The organism is Kribbella sandramycini (genome assembly GCF_013131805.1).
GTDB classification, from domain to species: domain Bacteria; phylum Actinomycetota; class Actinomycetes; order Propionibacteriales; family Kribbellaceae; genus Kribbella; species Kribbella sandramycini.
Genome location: NZ_JABJRC010000006.1, coordinates 308157 through 324952, shown reverse-complemented (window position 1 = coordinate 324952; position 16796 = coordinate 308157). Strand labels below are relative to the sequence as shown.

The window sequence follows — 16796 nt, the reverse complement described above, 5'->3', positions numbered from 1 at the left end:
CACCGTTTGCTGGGCCGGCCAGGCAGCGGGCGGGTGGGCCAACTGCCTGCGGCTGGCCCACCCATTGGTTGCCGGGTCCACCCACGCGGCGACGCGGGGCGAGCGCAGGTTCGCGGGCCGGCCCAGGAAATGGGTCGCCGGGCCGATGAACGGGTAGAGGTTGGCGCCGTGGCGGGGTGTGCCTCGTGACGCGGGGCTGATGGTGGCGTGGGCGGCTGCTACTACCCGTTCGTCGGTACGCCGATTCGGGCGGTTGCCGGCGTTCGATCCGGCGGTTCGAGCCGTTCGGCGCCGAGTGTCACCTGTTTCCAGGGCGGGAGCTGGTCGAGTACGTGGTGGGCTGGATCGAGGAGCGGTTCTAGGCGTGAACCTCGGCTAGGTCGAAGAGGTTGCCTTCGGGGTCGGCGAGGGTGATCCAGTGGGTGCCGTATTCGTTGTGTTCGTCGTGGCGTTTGGCGCCGAGGGAGATGAGGCGGTCTACTTCGGCGGGCCAGTTGGGGGTGGCGAGGTCTACGTGGAGGCGGTTCTTGGTGGTGCGCGGTTCGGGGACCTGGAGGAACATGAAGGTGGGGGTGTCGGCGGTGCGGTTGACGGTGGCGAAGAAGGGGCTGGCGTCGGGGTCGACTTCTGTTGCGAGGACGCCGGCCCAGAAGGCGGCCAGGGTGGCCGCGTCGGCGCAGTCGAAGGTGATGTTCTCGAGGGTGATGGACATGGTTCAGCCTTTCGGTACAGGGAGTTGCTGGATCGGCCAGCAGACTTCGGTTCGGTAGCTCGACTCGTCCGGGGTGTCTCCCGGGGCGACGACGTACAGCTCGCGGATCGGGCCGGGCGCGACGGTGCAGTGTTCGGCGACGTGGGCGCCGAGGGCGCCGTACGTGCGGTCGAAGTCGGCCATCGGGCCCGCGTGGACGCCGATCGCGAAGTACCCGCCAGGCAGGTCGACCAGCTCGAACCCGTCAGCCGGCTCCTGCGTCGGCGCGACCGGCAGGAACGCGACCACCGCACCGGCGTCCTCGGTGAAGAACTCGTCGCCGTACGTCGCTCCCGACGTCGCCCGAATGTCGTACGCCGCCGCCACGCCGTTCAACCGGCCGAACGCATCCACGCACCACGGCCCGATCTGCTCCCGTTCGACGTGATCGCGGACGCCGTACGCCCGGAACGGCGGGATGTACCGGTACTCGACCTGCAACGGCTCGCTCGCATCCGTCAGCAGCCCGCGCAACGAGGTGACCACCTCGCGCGTCACCTGCAACTCGCGCTCCATCCGCTCCAGGTGCGCGCGCAACGTCTCCTCCCGCGCCCCCTCGTCCCCCGCAAGCACCACGGCCCGCACATCCGGGATCGGCATCCGCAGATCCCGCAACCGCCGGATCAGCAGCGCCACCCCCACCTGCTCCGTCCCGTACCGCCGATACCCCGACGAAGCGTCCACCGCCACCGGAGCCAGCAACCCGATCTCGTGATAGTGGTGCAACGTCTTCACACTGAGGTTCGTCATCCGGGAGAACTCCCCCACCGACACCGTTGCCGTCATGAGAAGAGCTTCCACCCTCCGGTAACCGGAGAGTCAACACCACCCGCCACCGCACACGAACAGCCAGCTGAAACCGCCAAAGCAACCGACCAGCTGCTAGCTGGAGTGGAGCGGCACGAACACCTGAGCCCGGCGGACGGCAGGGGCAAGGCGAGACCGGAGGACGGGGCGAGCAGCAGGCAGCCGGCAGCAGTAGGCGGCAGGCGGCAGCAGTAGGCGGCAGGCGGCAGGCGGCAGGCGGCAGGCGGCAGGCGGCAGGCGACCAAACAACCGCTGGCTGGTCGCAGGCTCGACCACCACCAGCACGGCGCCCAGGCTGCTTGAGCCGGGCTGAGTGGCGGCGCCGCACGAGGAAGGTGAGCCCGGGGGCGGCAGCAGGAGGTGGCGGTAGGAGCTGGCGGCGCGAGGTGGCACACGAGGTAGCGAGGCTCATGGGGTGCGGCGGCTGGTGGCTGCGTCCGGCTGTTAGGCGGGAGAGGTGCTGCCGGGGCGGGAGCCGTGTGGCGTCGGGGGCGGGAGACGCCTGTGCCCGCCCGGGGGCGGCCGGGCGGGCACTGGGCGGGGCGGTTGGTTCAGGAAATGGTCCAGCGCTGGTTGGCGCTACCGGCGCAGGTCCAGAGTTGGAGGGGGGTGGAGTTCGCCGAGTTGTTGCCGGTGACGTCGAGGCACTTGTTGGCCTGGGGGTTGACCAGGGTGTTGTTGGAGTAGGTCCATTGCTGGTTGGGGCTGCCGGGGAAGCAGGTCCAGAGTTGGACGCGGGTGCCGTCGGCGGTTCCGCCGCCGGTGACGTCGAGGCATTTGCCGAGGGCTTGGAGGGTGTTGCCGGAGCGGGTCCACTGCTGGGCGTTGGAGCCGTTGCAGTCGTAGAGCTGGACGGCGGTGCCGTCGGCGGGGTTGGCGCCGGCGACGTCGATGCACTTGCCGGCCAGGCCGGTGATCTGGCCGCCCGTGCCGCCGCCGCTCTGGGTGCCGCTCCAGGTGAAGGTGGCGGAGGTCTTGGTCGGCAGCGAGTAGGTGAAGGACTGCGAACCCCAGTTGACCCGGACGGACTGCGTGCTGCCGGTGCTGTTGAAGGCGATCAGGGCCTTGGAGCCGTCCGGGTTCTTCCAGGCGACGTTCTTGACCGAGGTGTTCGCGGTCGAGTCGATCCGCAGCGCGCCCGGCCGGACGTACTTGGTCAGGTGGCCCATCGTGTAGTACTCGACGTTCTTGGTGACCTGCCCGCGGAGGCTGTCGTTACGGTGTACCGTCACCAGACCCGTGCACACGTTGCAGCCCGCGCCGACGAACGGCAGGTGGTCCTCGTCGAGCGCGATCCCCCACTTGACCCAGGACTTGTCCCAGTTGCGGGTGTAGTCGATCAGGTTGTTCATGTCCTCGACCTGCTGGTTCGGGATCCAGGTGCCGCCCGAGTGCTCGGTCATGTACGCGTTCACCGACGGGTACTGGTTGTGGATCTGCGTCTGCAGGTTCACGTCCCCGCCGTACCCGTGCCAGGCGATCCCGCCGAACAGCGGGTCGTTGCGCAGCCCGGCGTCGGCCAGCGGGACCGAGCCGAGGTCGTTGTAGTTGCCCCAGTTGTAGTCCAGCACCATCACCTTGGTGGTGATCCCGGCCGCCCGGAACGCCGGGAACAGGTGGTTCTTGGTGAAGTTCAGCAGCCCCGCTCCGTTCCAGTTCATCGACGCGTAGCCGGTGTTGTCCGAGCCGCAACAGGTCGGCTCGTTCTGCACGGTGACGTAGTCGATCGGGTTGCCCTGCGCGGCGTTCTGCTGGATGTACTTCACGAAGTACTGCGCGTACATCGGGTAGTACTCCGCCTTCAGCCACCCGCGGTTGGTGAACTTGTTGTTGTCCTTCATCCAGGCCGGCGCGCTCCACGGCGAGCCCATCACCTTGGTGGCCGGGTTCAGCTGCCGGGCCTGCTTGGTCAGCGGGACCACGTCCGCCAGGTCGTGGTTGATGCTGAAGTCGTTCAGGTCGCAGCAGGTGTCGTCGTAGGAGTAGTTGAACCGGGCCAGGTCGGAGGCGCCCATCGGGTTCCGGATGAACGACAGCCCGATCCCGTTGACCGGGTCGAACAGGTCCTTCATCACCTGGTTGCGGGTCGCGGCCGAGATCGTGTTGCTGCTGTTCAGCAGCCAGGCCGAGCTGTCCGCGAACGACGCGCCGCCGCCCTCCCAGCTCTGGTACGTCGTGTTCTCGTTGACCGTGATCGTCTGATTGGCCGTACCGCCGGCCGGGCCGAAGTTGATCGGCGTCTGCTGCTGCAGACCGCGGGTGACGTTCTGGCCGGCGGCGTCGTTCGTGGTGGTCAGGAAGATGTTGACCTGCTCACCGGCGGCCTGGGCCGTCGGGGCGGTCGCGGTGCCGTAACCGACTCCGGCGGCGGCCACCAGCAAGGCGGCGACGGCGGCCGGTAGGAGGCGTCGCCTGCGGGCATGACGAAGTGACCCGGTCGCGGGCATGGGCGAACTCCCTTGTGCGCAAAGGAAAATCAACAGGGGCGTGTCGAGGCGTCTGCCCGCGCCGCAACGGTGTGTCAGCACGAGGGAACCATCGGTGGCGGGCCTTGTCAACGCCGCGGCCAGGACTTTTTTCACGGCTTTTATTTAGTCCCGACCTTGACGTGAAAGCGTTCTCACGGCACGCTGCGGGACCAAATCCCTGTCTCGTCCCGACCGCCCCCTCGTGGAGATTTGAGGCACGTATGAAACTGCAACGTTCCCGTGTCGCGGCGCTGTTCGCGATCGGCGCCACCCTTGTCGGCGCCAGCCTTCTGCAAGCACCAGCCCAAGCCGTTCCGCAAGCCGTGCAGGCCCCGCAGGCCGAGGCGGCCGTCCAGGCCGTCACCTTCGAGGACAACTTCGACGGCCCGGCCGGCCAGGCGCCGGACGCCAACAAGTGGCGCTACGACATCGGCGGTGGCGGCTGGGGCAACAACGAGCGCCAGTACTACACCAACAGCACCCGCAACTCGGCCAAGGACGGCAACGGAAACCTGGTGATCACCGCTCGGCGGGAGAGCGGCGGCTTCCAGTGCCACTACGGCACCTGCGAGTACACCTCGGCCCGGCTGCTCACCGCGGCCACCTTCAGCCAGACCTACGGCCGCTTCGAGGCCCGGATCAAGATCCCCGGCACCCAAGGCGTCTGGCCGGCCTTCTGGATGCTCGGCCAGGGCGGCAACTGGCCGCACAACGGCGAGATCGACATCCTGGAGAACATCGGCCGGGAGCCGAACACCGTGCACGGCACGATCCACGGCCCGGGCTACTCCGGCGCCGAGGGCATCGGCGCGGCGTACCAGTCGCCCAACGGCCAGCCGTTCCGCAACGACTTCCACACCTACCGCGTCGACTGGACCCCGAACTCGATCGTCTGGTACGTCGACGGCGTCCAGTACCAGCGCCGGACGCCGGCCGACCTCGGCGGCGACCAGTGGGTCTTCAACCGCAACCACTTCATGATCCTGAACGTCGCGGTCGGCGGAAACTGGCCGGGCTACCCGGACGCCTCCACCGTGATGCCGCAGCAGATGCTGGTCGACTACGTCCGGGTCTCGACGATCGACGGCGGCAGCACCAACGGCCAGATCAAGGGCCTGGCCGGTAAGTGCCTGGACATCGCCGGCGCCAACCCCGCCGACGGCACCACCGTCCAGCTGTACGACTGCAACGGTACGTCGGCGCAGTCGTGGAGCCGCCCGGGTGACGGCACGATCCGCGCCCTCGGCAAGTGCCTGGACGTCGCCAACGCCGGCACCGCCGACGGGACCAGGGTCCAGATCGCGACCTGTAACGGCAATGCGGCCCAGCAATGGAGCTACAGCAACAACGACATCGTGAACCGCGGCAAGTGTCTCGATGTCACCGGCAACAATTCGGCGAACGCCACCCCGACCCAGATCTGGACCTGCGGCGGCGGCGCGAACCAGAAGTGGACCATCACCTAAGAAGGTAAGGCTCCGCCGTCCCGGAGCAGACGCAGGACGGGCAGGGTCGCGGCGCCGAGTGCAACGGCGTCGCGGCCCAGCTCGCAGACCTCGATCGAAACCTGAGCATAGGGCTGGCGAAGCGCGTGCCGCCCGACCTCCTCGCGCAACCGCGGCAGGTAGCGCTCCCCCAGCAACAGACCGGCCCAGCCGCCGAGCACGATCCGCTCGGGGTTGACCAGGTTGACCAGATTGGCGAAGCCGGCCGCGAGATAGCCGATCGTGTCGTCCACGATCGCCGCCGCCGGCCCGGGCGCTACGGCCAGCTCGAGCAGCTCGGCGAACGCCGCCTCCTCGTCGATCGCCTTCAGCGTCGCCCCGGTCTCCCGGTACCGATTCAGCACGTCCTCGGCCCCGACGTACGCCTCCAGACAGCCGGCCGCGCCGCAGCGGCAGCTGCGCCCGCCGTACACGATCGTCGTGTGGCCCCACTCGCCCGCGCTGCTCCGCGTCCCGCGGTAGCTGGAGCCGCCGGCGACCAGCGCCGCGCCGACCCCAGAGCCGACCAGCGCGACGACGGCGTCGGTCGCGCCGCGGCCCGCGCCGAACCACATCTCGGCCTGACCGAGGGTGTTCGCGCCGTTGTCGACGAGGATCGGAATATCGGTGCCCTCGGCAAGCATCTGCCCGAGCGGGACGGCGTCCCAGCCCAAGGTCTGGGCATGGACGACGCCGTCCGCGTCGACGATCCCGAAGACCGCGACGCCGACCCCGAGGATCAGCTCGGACCGGACGCCGGAGGTCGCGACGACACTCGAAAGCCCTTCCAGCACGTGTTTCACGACCATCGCGGGCTCGGGCGCGTCGATCGAATGGTCGACCGTGGCGAGGACGTTCATGGCCAGATCGAACAGCTCGACCCGGACCCGCGTCTCACCGACTTCGGCGCCGACGACATACCGGAACTCCCGCGCGACGCGGAGCAGGACGCGCGGCCGGCCGCCCTCGGACTCGACCGATCCGGCCTCCTCGACGACGCCCTCGGCGATCAACTCGGTGACCAGATTGCTGACGCTGGCGGGGCTCAGCGACGTCCGCATGCTCAGCTCTTGCCGGCTGAGCGGTCCGTCGCGGTAGATGCCGGTCAGAATGACCGAGCGGTTGGACCGGCGCATGTCGCGCACCGTCGTCCGGCGTACCTCCATGAAACCAAGCCCCTAGCTGCCCCGGTCCCTCGCAGACCGCTCCCCGAAGTCCATCACGCCGGAGCGTCACCCAGGAAGAGCTGGCTTTTTCTAACTCGTGAATTAAGTCGTGATTCGTTACCGACCCGTGATTGACGAGACCTGGCTCACTCGGCTTCACTCTACGGAACCGCTTCCGAAACCGGTTCCGCAACATCACCGCAACACGTCAGCAACGCAAGCCCCCAACCGCCCGAGGGGAGTTCCACCGTGTCGATCACCATCGCCGATGTCGCGGCACGTGCCGGCGTCAGCAAGACGACCGTGTCACGCGTCCTGAACGGCAAGGGCGAGCTCGATCTCCGCACCGCGGAGCGCGTCCGGGCCGTGATCGCCGAGCTCGGCTACGTGCCGAGCGCCCGCGCGGTCGGTCTGGCCCGCGGCCGGACCAGGGTCGTCGGGATGCTTGTCCCCTCACTGACCTGGCCCTGGATGGGCGAGGTCCTGCAGGGCGCGGTCGACATCGTCGAGAGCGAGGGCTACGGACTGCTGCTCTTCACCTTCAACCGGGGTGAGGAATCCATGCACCAGTTCGCCTCCCAGGTCTCGGCGCAGTCGTTCGACGGCCTGCTGGTGATCGAGCCGGAAGGAACGCTCACCTATATCGAGCAGCTGCATGCCCGCGGTCTGCCGGTGGTCCTGATCGACGACCGGGACAAGCGTCCGCAGTTCCCCTCGGTCGCCACCACGAACTACGCCGGCGGGCAGTCCGCAGCCCGGCACCTGATCGAACTCGGCCGCACCCAGCCGCTGGTGATCACCGGCGTCGAGCGGTTCGGCTGCACCCACGAACGACTGGACGGCTTCCGCGACACCTACGCCGAAGCCGGGATCGAGCTCGACCCGAGACTCGTGTTCGAGGGCGATTTCACCCACGAGAGCGGGCGCCTCGGCGTCCAGCACGCGCTGGAGCAGCGCCTCGACTTCGACGCGATCTTCGCGCACAACGATCTGTCCGCCGGCGGCGCCGTCCAGGCCGTCCGGGAGACCGGGCGGAACGTGCCGAACGACGTGTCGGTCGTCGGTTTCGACGACATCCCGTACGCCGAACACACCGAGCCGCCGCTGACCACGGTGCATCAGCCGATGCGCCAGATGGGTCAGGCCGCGGCCCGGATGCTGATGGGCTATTTCGGTGGCACTCCGTTACCGGACGAACCCCAAGTGTTGCCGACGACGCTGATCGTCCGCAGCTCAACCGCTCCCAAATCCACCCCGAGGACCAAACCCGCCCCGAGAATCCGGTCCCACTGACGGTCCCACCGGATCGCTGTCACAGGCTCCGGCGGCGGGGCAGCTGCCCCTGCTCCGCCGCCGGTGAACACTCTCGATACCGATCCGTTAAGGCGCCCGCTCTTCCCATGAGAGCGCTTTCACGCCACCATGCACTGGCCCACACGGCTCAGGTGTGGACCATCCGCCAAACACAGATACACAGGAGGAACCGATGCGAGCACGACGGAGCGTCGCGCTGGCCCTGACGGGCTTGCTCGCGGCAGCTGCACTGGCTGCCTGTAGTAACGGGGACGGGAAGACCAACACCGGCGCGGCCGGCGGGGCGACCGTGCTGAACGTCGGCATGCCGAACGGACCCCAGACCGAGAACCACAACCCGTTCCTCGGCTCCTCCTCGGGCGCCTCGCTCGGGTACCGGTGGATGATCTTCGAGCCGCTGGTGATGATCAACGGCATCAAGCCCACCGAGGCGGGTAAGCCGTGGCTGGCCACCGAGTGGAAGTGGGAGGCGAACTTCACCAAGCTGTCGTTCACCATCCGCGACGGCGTGAAGTGGTCCGACGGCAAGCCGATGACCGCCGAGGACGTCGCCTACACCTTCCAGCTCCGCAAGGACAACGACGGGCTGAACTCCGACGCCATCCCGTACAAGACGATCACCCAGACCGGGAACAAGGTCGACCTGACCTTCGAGCGGTCCCAGTTCGTCAACCAGAACAAGCTGCTGACGGTCTTCGTGATCCCGAAGCACCAGTGGTCGACGCTGAAGGACCCGAGCCAGGACACGCTCAAGCAGCCGATCGGCACCGGCCCGTACAAGCTGAAGTCGTTCACCCCGCAGACCACCACGCTGGAGCTGCGCGACTCGTACTGGCAGGAGCTCCCGAAGGTCAAGGAGCTGCGGTACACGTCGTACAACGACAACAACGCGCAGACCACCGCGCTGGCCAACGGCGCCTCGGAGTGGAGCTTCGTCTTCGTCCCGAACGTGAAGGCCGTCTACCAGGACAAGGACCCGAAGAACCACAAGCTGTACTTCCCGGCCAACCTGGGCATCCACGGCCTGTGGATCAACACCACGAACAAGCCGTTCGACGACCCGGCGCTGCGTCGCGCGATGGACAAGGTGATCAACCGCGACGACATCTTCATGCAGGGTGAGGCCGGCTACTTCTACCCGAAGGTCGAGTCCATCACCGGCATCCCGACCCCGGCCGGTGAGTCGTTCATCGCGCCGGAGTTCAAGGACAAGAAGCACGCCGTCGACGTCGAGGGCGCCAAGGCCGACCTCGCCGCCGCCGGGTACAAGCTCGAGGGCGACGTCCTCAAGGACAAGACCGGTAAGCCGGTCGAGATCACGCTGACCAACCCGGCCGGCTGGTCGGACTACATCACCGACCTCGAGATCATCAAGGACAACCTGTCCACGATCGGCATCAAGGCGACCGTCGACAAGGCCAACCAGGACGCGTGGTTCAAGGCCTTCGACGAGGGCACCTTCGAGGCCGGGATGCACTGGACCAACGGCGGCGCGACGCCGTACGACATCTACCAGAACATCATGGACGGCAAGATCCTGAAGCCGGTCGGCAAGGGCGGGATCAGCGGTAACTACGGGCGCTTCTCCAGCCCGGAGGCGACCCAGCTGCTCGACACCTACGCCAACGCCACCGACGACGCGACCCGGACCACGGCGCTGAACGGCCTGCAGAAGATCATGGTCGAGCAGATGCCGGTGATCCCGACGTCCGCCTCGAACGTCGGCGGTCTGTACAGCACCAAGAACTGGACCGGGTGGCCGGACGAGCAGAACTCGTACGCGCCGGGTCAGCCGACCCAGCAGAACGCCCTGGAAATCGTCCTGAAGCTGAAGCCCGCCGGCTCGCAGTGAGGCCGGGCCGCGGCGCCGGGGAGGGTGCTCTCAAGTGCTTCCCCGGCGCCGCGGCGCCACGATTCGAGGAGTCTTGCAACCATGACGGTGACCGACCCAGCGGTGGCCCCAGCGGTGGTCCCTGAAGTAGTTCTCGAGGCCGACGGCCTCACCAAGCACTTCCCGGTACGGCGCGGTATCCGGGACCTGTTGACCCGTGAACGCAAGGTCGTGCACGCGGTCGACGACCTGAACCTGACGTTACGCCGCGGCCGCGTGACCGCCCTGGTCGGCGAGTCCGGCTCGGGCAAGTCCACGGTGGCCCGGCTGCTCGCGCAGCTCCACCACCGCACCGACGGCGACATCCGCCTGCACGGCGAGTCCGTGACGGTCCGCGGCGGCCGGAAGTTCCGGGCGTACTGCCGCCAGGTGCAGATGATCTTCCAGGACCCGTTCGCGTCGCTGAACCCGACGCACACCGTGCGCTACCACCTGACCCGCGCGCTGAAGATCCACGGCCGGGCCGGCAACTCCAAGGCCGAGCTCGAGACCAACCTGCGCGACCTGCTGCTGCGCGTCCAGCTGACTCCCCCGGAGCGCTACCTGGACAAGTTCCCGCACGAGCTGTCCGGCGGTCAGCGCCAGCGCGTCTCGATCGCCCGCGCCCTCGGCGCCGATCCGCAGGCCCTGCTCGCCGACGAGCCGGTGTCGATGCTCGACGTCTCGATCCGGCTCGGCGTCCTGAACCTGCTCCGCGATCTGAAGGAACGGCTGAACCTGGCCATCCTCTACATCACCCACGACATCGCCTCGGCCCGGTACTTCGCCGACGAGACGATGGTGATGTACGCCGGCCGGATGGTCGAGGGCGGCGACTCCGAGACCGTCACCCAGCACCCGGCGCACCCGTACACCCGGCTGCTGATCGAGAGCGCGCCCGACCCCGACCGGCTGGACCGCGTCGGCGATCTGCGCGCGCCGGAGGACCAGGGCAGCGGTGAGCCGCCGAGCCTGATCGCGCCGCCGACCGGCTGCCGGTTCCACCCGCGCTGCGTGCACGCGATGCCGAAGTGCTCGACCGAACTGCCGCCGCGATTCGAGTTGCCGATCGTCGAGAGCGGTCAGAGCCACTGGGCCGCCTGCTGGCTCTACGAGGAAGGAGCAGCCAAGTGAAGTTCCTTCTGCAACGCGTCGCGTTCTACCTCTTCACCGCCTGGGCCGCGCTGACGATCAACTTCTTCATCCCGCGGCTGATCCCGGGCGACCCGGTCACCTCGCTGATCAACAAGTACCAGGGGCAGATCAGCACCGAGGCCATCCAGTCGCTGTACGTCCTGTTCGGTCTGGACAAGGACGCCAGCCTGTGGAGCCAGTACGTCGACTACTGGGGCCAGGTGTTCCGCGGCGACCTCGGGTTGTCGTTCACGTTCTTCCCGACCCCGGTCGCCGACGTCCTGAACCAGAGCCTGCCGTGGACGATCGCACTCGTCGGCCTGACCACCCTGGCCAGCTTCGCGATCGGCACCGGTCTCGGCATCCTGGCCGGCTGGCGGCGCGGCTCCTGGCTCGACGGCCTGTTGCCGGTGACGACGTTCCTGTCGTCGATCCCGTACTTCTGGCTCGGTCTGCTGGCGATCACGCTGCTGGCCGGTCCGGACAGCATCTTCCCGTCGTCGGGCGGTTACGAGCCCGGCCTGGTGCCGTCCTGGGACGGCGCGTTCATCGGCAGCGCGATCCAGCACAGCCTGCTGCCGGCGATCACGATCCTGATCTCGTCGGTCAGCGGCTGGATCCTCAGCATGCGGAACATGATGGTGACGGTCGCCTCCGAGGACTACATCACCGTCGCGCACGCCAAGGGCCTGCCCGAGAAGCGCGTGATGATGAGCTACGCCGCGCGCAACGCGCTGCTGCCGAACGTCTCCGGTTTCGCGCTGTCGCTGGGGTTCATCGTCGGCGGCACGCTGCTGGTCGAGATCGTCTTCTCCTACCCCGGCATCGGCTACAACCTGTTCCAGGCCGTCGGTTCCAAGGACTACCCGCTGATGCAGGGCGTCTTCCTGGTCATCACGCTGTCGGTCCTGGTCGCGAACCTGATCGCCGACGTCGCCTACCTGTTGCTCGATCCCCGCACCCGGAAGGAGGGCTGAGATGTCCGCACCCACCAGCACCGTCACCACGGTGAGCCCGGAAGGCCCCGCGGTCGAGGCCAAGCCGGCCAAACGCCGCCGGTTGCGGTTCGTTGCCAACGGCAAGGCCGCCACCGGCCTGATCGTGCTCGGCTTCTTCTGCCTGATCGCGATCATCGGCCCGTGGATCGCGCCGTACGACCCGTCGGCGCGCAGCAGCGACCTGATCCAGCCGCCGTCGTCCGAGCACTGGTTCGGGACGACGCACCTCGGTCAGGACATCTTCAGCCAGATGCTCGTCGGCACCCGCGGCGTGATGTTCGTCGGCCTGCTGGCCGGCCTGGTCGCGACCGCGCTGTCGATCCTGATCGGCGTCAGCTCGGGCTTCCTCGGCGGCGCCGCCGACGAGGGCCTGTCCGCGCTGTCGAACGTCTTCCTGGTCATCCCGGCGCTGCCGCTGATCATCATCGTCGCCTCGACCATCCCGGGCGCGGGTGACCTGATGGTTGCCCTCGTCATCGGTTTCACCTCGTGGGCCTGGGGTGCGCGGGTGCTGCGCGCGCAGACCCTGTCGCTGCGCCGGCGCGACTACGTCGAGGCCGCGCGGGCGACCGGTGAGAGCACCTGGCGGATCATCACCGCCGAGATCATGCCGAACCTGACCGCGATCATCGCCTCCAGCTTCGTCGGCACGGTGATCTTCGCGATCATGTCCGAGATCACGCTGGCCTTCATCGGGATCTCGACGATCTCGGAGTGGAACTGGGGAACGATCCTGTTCTGGGCGCAGAGCCAGCAGGCGCTCGCCCAGGGCGCGTGGTGGTGGTTCGTCCCGGCCGGTCTGGCGATCGCGATCCTCGGCACGGCGCTGTCGCTGATCAACTTCGGGATCGACGAGTTCGTCAGCCCGCGGCTGCGCAGCAGCGGTCACCACCACAAGACCAAGGACGGCCAGCCGATCCGGATGCGCGTCGGCTTCACGCCGATCCTGCCGAAGCCGGAGCAGAACGCGACGCCCGTCGTCCGCAAGAAGAAGGAGGCGGCCGCATGAGCGGGAAAGAGCCGGTCCTCGAGATCAAGGACTTCAGCGTCGACTACGGTCTCGGCGACGAGGGCGTCCAGGCGGTCCGCGACGTCACGCTGACCCTGCACCGCGGTGAGGTGCTCGGCCTGGCCGGCGAGAGCGGCAGTGGGAAGTCGACCCTGGCGTACGGCGTCACCCGGCTGCTCCCGCCGCCGGGTGTGATCAGCGGCGGCGAGGTGATCTACCACCCGCCGGGCGGCGACCCGTACGACGTGATGAGCCTGACCAACGCCGAGCTGCGCGCGTTCCGCTGGGCCGAGACGTCGATCGTGTTCCAGGGCGCGATGAACTCGCTGAACCCGGTGCACAAGGTCTCCACCCAGATGCTCGACGTGATCAAGGCGCACGAGCCGGATCTGTCGCCGGAGGCGCGGATCGCCCGGGCCAAGGACATGCTCAAACTGGTCGGCATCTCCGCGGACCGGATGGACGCCTACCCGCATCAGCTCTCCGGCGGTATGCGCCAGCGGGTGATGATCGGGATGGCGCTCGTGCTCGAGCCGCAGATCGTGATCATGGACGAGCCGACCACCGCGCTCGACGTGGTGATGCAGCGCCAGATCCTGGCGCAGCTGGTCGAGCTGCGCGAGCGGCTCGGCTTCTCGGTGCTGTTCATCACCCACGACCTGTCGCTGCTGGTCGAGTTCTCGGACCGGATCGCGATCATGTACGGCGGCCGGATCGTCGAGGAGGCGAAGTCCGCGGATCTGTACAAGGACTCGCTGCACCCTTACAGCGAAGGGCTGCTGAAGTCCTTCCCGGCGCTGCGCGGCCCGCGCAAGGAGCTGGCCGGGATCCCCGGCTCGCCGCCCGACCTGCGCGGGATGCCGACCGGCTGCTCGTTCCACCCGCGCTGCCCGCACGCGTTCGACCGTTGCTCCGAAGAGGTCCCGCTGCTCGGGATCCCGTCGGCCCGTAACGACCCCAGCCGGTCCGTCGCGTGCTGGCTGCCCGGCCGCGTGCCGGTCGGCTGATCTCCCTCCTACTGTTCTGCGAAAGGCAAATATGAGTACGACTTCCGTCTCGGGGGCGGCTGATCTGATCGCGGGTCTGCCGGCCGACTTCCGCTGGGGCGTCGCGACCTCGGCGTACCAGATCGAGGGCGCGATCGCCGAGGACGGCCGCACGCCGTCGATCTGGGACACCTACTGCGACACCCCGGGCGCGATCGACAACGGCGACGTCGGCGACGTCGCCTGCGACCACTACCACCGGATGCCCGAGGACGTCGCGCTGATCAAGAGCCTCGGCATGGACACCTACCGGTTCTCGGTGGCCTGGCCGCGGGTGCAGCCGCACGGCAAGGGCCCGGTCAACCCGGCCGGCCTGGCCTTCTACGACAAACTGGTCGACGAGCTGCTTGCCCAGGGCATCGACCCCTGGGTGACGCTGTACCACTGGGACCTGCCGCAGGAGCTCGAGGACGCCGGCGGCTGGCCGAACCGGGACACGGCGTACCGGTTCGCGGACTACTCGATGATGGTGTTCGACGCGCTCAAGGACCGGGTGAACACCTGGACCACGCTGAACGAGCCGTGGTGCTCGGCGATGCTCGGCTACGCCTACGGCGCGCACGCGCCCGGCCGTCGCGAGTTCCCGCGCGCGATCGAGGCCGTCCACCACCTGCTGCTCGGGCACGGTCTGGCCACCACCCGGATGCGGGAGGCCTCGCCGCGCAAACTCGACATCGGCATCACGCTGAACGTCGCCACGGCATACCCGGCCAGTGACGCCGCGCCGGACGTCGACGCCGCCCGCCGCGCCGACGGCATGGGCCGCCGGATCTACCTCGACCCGCTCGTCCACGGCCACTACCCGGCCGACGTGGTCGCCGACCTCGCCGCCGAAGGCGCCGAGCTCCCGATCCAGAAGGGCGACCTCGAGCTGATCGCGGCCCCGATCGACGTCCTCGGCGTGAACTACTACTTCAGCCAGAAGTTCAGCGGGTTCGACGAGGACGGCAAGACCACCACGGACGACGGCCTGCCGGTCAGCCGGACCATCCCGCTGAACAAGCCGCGCACCGCGATGGACTGGGAGATCGTCCCCGAAGGCTTCACCGACCTCCTGGTCAGCATCGCCAAGGACTACCCGGGCCTGCCGATGGTGATCACCGAGAACGGCTCCGCCTTCGAGGACACCCCCGACGAGAACGGCTTCGTCGCCGACGAGGGCCGGACGGCGTACTTCACCTCGCACCTGGCCGCCGTCGCCGAAGCGATCAACCAGGGCGCCGACATCCGCGGCTACCTGGCCTGGTCCCTCCTCGACAACTTCGAGTGGGCCTACGGCTACGTCAAGCGCTTCGGCATCGTCCGCGTCGACTACGACACCCAGGTCCGCACCCCGAAGCAGAGCGCGCTCTACCTCAAGGAGATCGCCGAGCGGCACCGCTCGAACCGCTAAGAGCCGAGGTACTCGTTGACCGTCGTGCGCAGGTGTTCATAGACACCATGCGCACGGCGGTCGACTGTTTTCAGGGTCGACTTCGGCAGCTTCGCGTGCAGCTCCTGGGCCCAGCGCAGCGGAATGTTGTCCCGCTCGGCCTGCACGATCAGCATCGGTACGTCGGTGCCGATCTGCAGCTCCGGCTCCGCCGTCCGTTGCGTCCAGTAGGCGCACGGCAGGAACGTCGTGTGGAACAGCGGCTCACGCTCTTTCGTCCGCTGCACGTCCCGCCAGTACTGCGCGGGCCCCCGCGGCCAGCCGTTGTCGTTACAGGTGAACGCCACCGACGCCGCCGCGAACCGGGAGACGGCCGGATCGACCTCGAAGTACTGCCGCAACCACCCGGCCAACTCCGCCGACGGCGTCACCGGCTTGCCCTGGGCCGCGTCGAGCAACTGGCGCACGTTGCGCGCCGCCAACTCCCGCTCGCTCTCGTCGCCCATTCCCAGCTGCACCACCCAGGGCATCGCCGCGCCGTCCAGCCGATACCCGCCAACCCCGACCGGCCTCCGCGCCGCCTGCTCGATCAACCGGGTGACGGTCTTCCGCACCTGCGTCCCCGTCCGCCCCAGCCGGTACTCGTCATCCCGCCAGGCCGCCCACGCTGCCCACTCGTCGAACGCTGCCTCGGCCCGCTCCCCGGTCGCCAGATGCCGGTACTCCGAGCCCTCGACATCCGTCACGCTGTCGACAACCATCCGATCCACCCGCCCCGGGAACAGCTGGCTGTAGACGACGCCGAGATCGGCGCCCCACGAGACCCCGTAGTACGAGATCTTCGCCACGCCCAAGGCCTGCCGAACGAGATCCAGATCCCGCGCGACGTCCCGAATCCCCGCGTACTCCAGGCGGTCGTCCCGGCACCGCCCGACGAACCCCTTCGCGAGCCGCGCGGCCCGATCGAACTCGGCCCGGCTCCGCGCGGACCGGAAAACGTCGGCGATCCGCACCGGGCCGCAGTCCGCCGGCTCGCTCGCCCCCATGAATCGCGGGTCGATCCCGATCACGTCGTACTGCTTCGCCACGTCCCCGAGGAGGTGCTGGAGGTCGCGCGGGTACCCGATCCCCGGAGCGCCCGGCCCGCCCGGATTCGTCAGCAGGACGCCACGCCGCCGCCCCGGCTCCGCGGGTAACCGCGAGATCGCGATCCCGACCGTCCGGCCGTCCGGCTTCAGATGATCCAGCGGCACCCGAACCGTCGCGCACTCCATCCCCCGCAACTCCGGACACGGCTCCCAATCGATGCCCTTAGCAACGACCGGCGTCATCCCACCCGCCACCAGACCCACCACCACCGCGAGTTTCCACATACTG

13 protein-coding genes are annotated in these 16796 nt (G+C 68.3%); 8 read left to right on the top strand and 5 right to left on the bottom strand.

What is annotated here, in order from left to right; genetic code table 11:
* Positions 1-358: 358 nt before the first annotated feature.
* The 3 genes from HPO96_RS24675 to HPO96_RS24665 all read right to left on the bottom strand — a co-directional run bounded on the left by HPO96_RS24675 (position 359) and on the right by HPO96_RS24665 (position 4005).
* A complete protein-coding gene (locus HPO96_RS24675; RefSeq protein ID WP_171676463.1) occupies positions 359-712 on the bottom strand; it encodes a VOC family protein in 354 nt (117 codons plus the stop codon).
* A 3-nt stretch (positions 713-715) separates the two neighbouring features.
* Positions 716-1537: a MerR family transcriptional regulator gene (locus HPO96_RS24670; RefSeq protein ID WP_171676461.1), complete on the bottom strand. Its 822-nt coding sequence runs from the start codon at positions 1535-1537 to the stop codon at positions 716-718.
* Between the two features lie 572 nt (positions 1538-2109).
* On the bottom strand, positions 2110-4005 hold the full coding sequence (locus HPO96_RS24665; RefSeq protein WP_171676459.1) for a ricin-type beta-trefoil lectin domain protein: 1896 nt from the start codon (positions 4003-4005) through the stop codon (positions 2110-2112).
* 242 nt (positions 4006-4247) lie between these two features.
* On the opposite strand from HPO96_RS24665, the gene HPO96_RS24660 reads away from it, so the two are divergent.
* Positions 4248-5492: a glycoside hydrolase family 16 protein gene (locus HPO96_RS24660; protein ID WP_171676457.1), complete on the top strand. Its 1245-nt coding sequence runs from the start codon at positions 4248-4250 to the stop codon at positions 5490-5492.
* Here the strand turns inward: HPO96_RS24660 and HPO96_RS24655 are convergent.
* On the bottom strand, positions 5489-6676 hold the full coding sequence (locus tag HPO96_RS24655) for an ROK family transcriptional regulator (protein WP_171676455.1): 1188 nt from the start codon (positions 6674-6676) through the stop codon (positions 5489-5491). The genes HPO96_RS24660 and HPO96_RS24655 overlap by 4 nt on opposite strands.
* Positions 6677-6925: 249 nt before the next feature.
* Between HPO96_RS24655 and HPO96_RS24650 the strand changes: the two genes are divergently transcribed.
* From HPO96_RS24650 to HPO96_RS24620, 7 genes are all read left to right on the top strand, one after another.
* Complete coding sequence (locus HPO96_RS24650; protein ID WP_171676453.1) at positions 6926-7969, top strand: substrate-binding domain-containing protein; 1044 nt, start codon at positions 6926-6928, stop codon at positions 7967-7969.
* A gap of 193 nt (positions 7970-8162) precedes the next feature.
* On the top strand, positions 8163-9842 hold the full coding sequence (locus HPO96_RS24645) for an ABC transporter substrate-binding protein (RefSeq protein ID WP_171676451.1): 1680 nt from the start codon (positions 8163-8165) through the stop codon (positions 9840-9842).
* A gap of 81 nt (positions 9843-9923) precedes the next feature.
* Positions 9924-10994: an ABC transporter ATP-binding protein gene (locus HPO96_RS24640; RefSeq protein WP_171676449.1), complete on the top strand. Its 1071-nt coding sequence runs from the start codon at positions 9924-9926 to the stop codon at positions 10992-10994.
* On the top strand, positions 10991-11971 hold the full coding sequence (locus tag HPO96_RS24635) for an ABC transporter permease subunit (RefSeq protein ID WP_171676447.1): 981 nt from the start codon (positions 10991-10993) through the stop codon (positions 11969-11971). Before HPO96_RS24640 ends, HPO96_RS24635 begins: the two co-directional genes overlap by 4 nt.
* A 1-nt stretch (position 11972) precedes the next feature.
* Positions 11973-13001, top strand: a complete 1029-nt coding sequence (locus tag HPO96_RS24630; RefSeq protein WP_171676445.1) for an ABC transporter permease — start codon at positions 11973-11975, stop codon at positions 12999-13001.
* Complete coding sequence (locus tag HPO96_RS24625; protein ID WP_171676443.1) at positions 12998-14008, top strand: ABC transporter ATP-binding protein; 1011 nt, start codon at positions 12998-13000, stop codon at positions 14006-14008. The genes HPO96_RS24630 and HPO96_RS24625 overlap by 4 nt, the downstream gene beginning before the upstream one ends.
* Positions 14009-14039: 31 nt before the next feature.
* The gene (locus tag HPO96_RS24620; RefSeq protein ID WP_171676441.1) at positions 14040-15440 is read left to right on the top strand and encodes a GH1 family beta-glucosidase; all 1401 of its coding nucleotides are present in this window, start codon (positions 14040-14042) and stop codon (positions 15438-15440) included.
* Here HPO96_RS24620 and HPO96_RS24615 read toward each other — a convergent pair.
* Positions 15437-16792, bottom strand: a complete 1356-nt coding sequence (locus HPO96_RS24615) for an alpha/beta fold hydrolase (protein WP_238355456.1) — start codon at positions 16790-16792, stop codon at positions 15437-15439. The two genes, HPO96_RS24620 and HPO96_RS24615, sit on opposite strands and share 4 nt — an antisense overlap.
* Positions 16793-16796 lie beyond the last annotated feature (4 nt).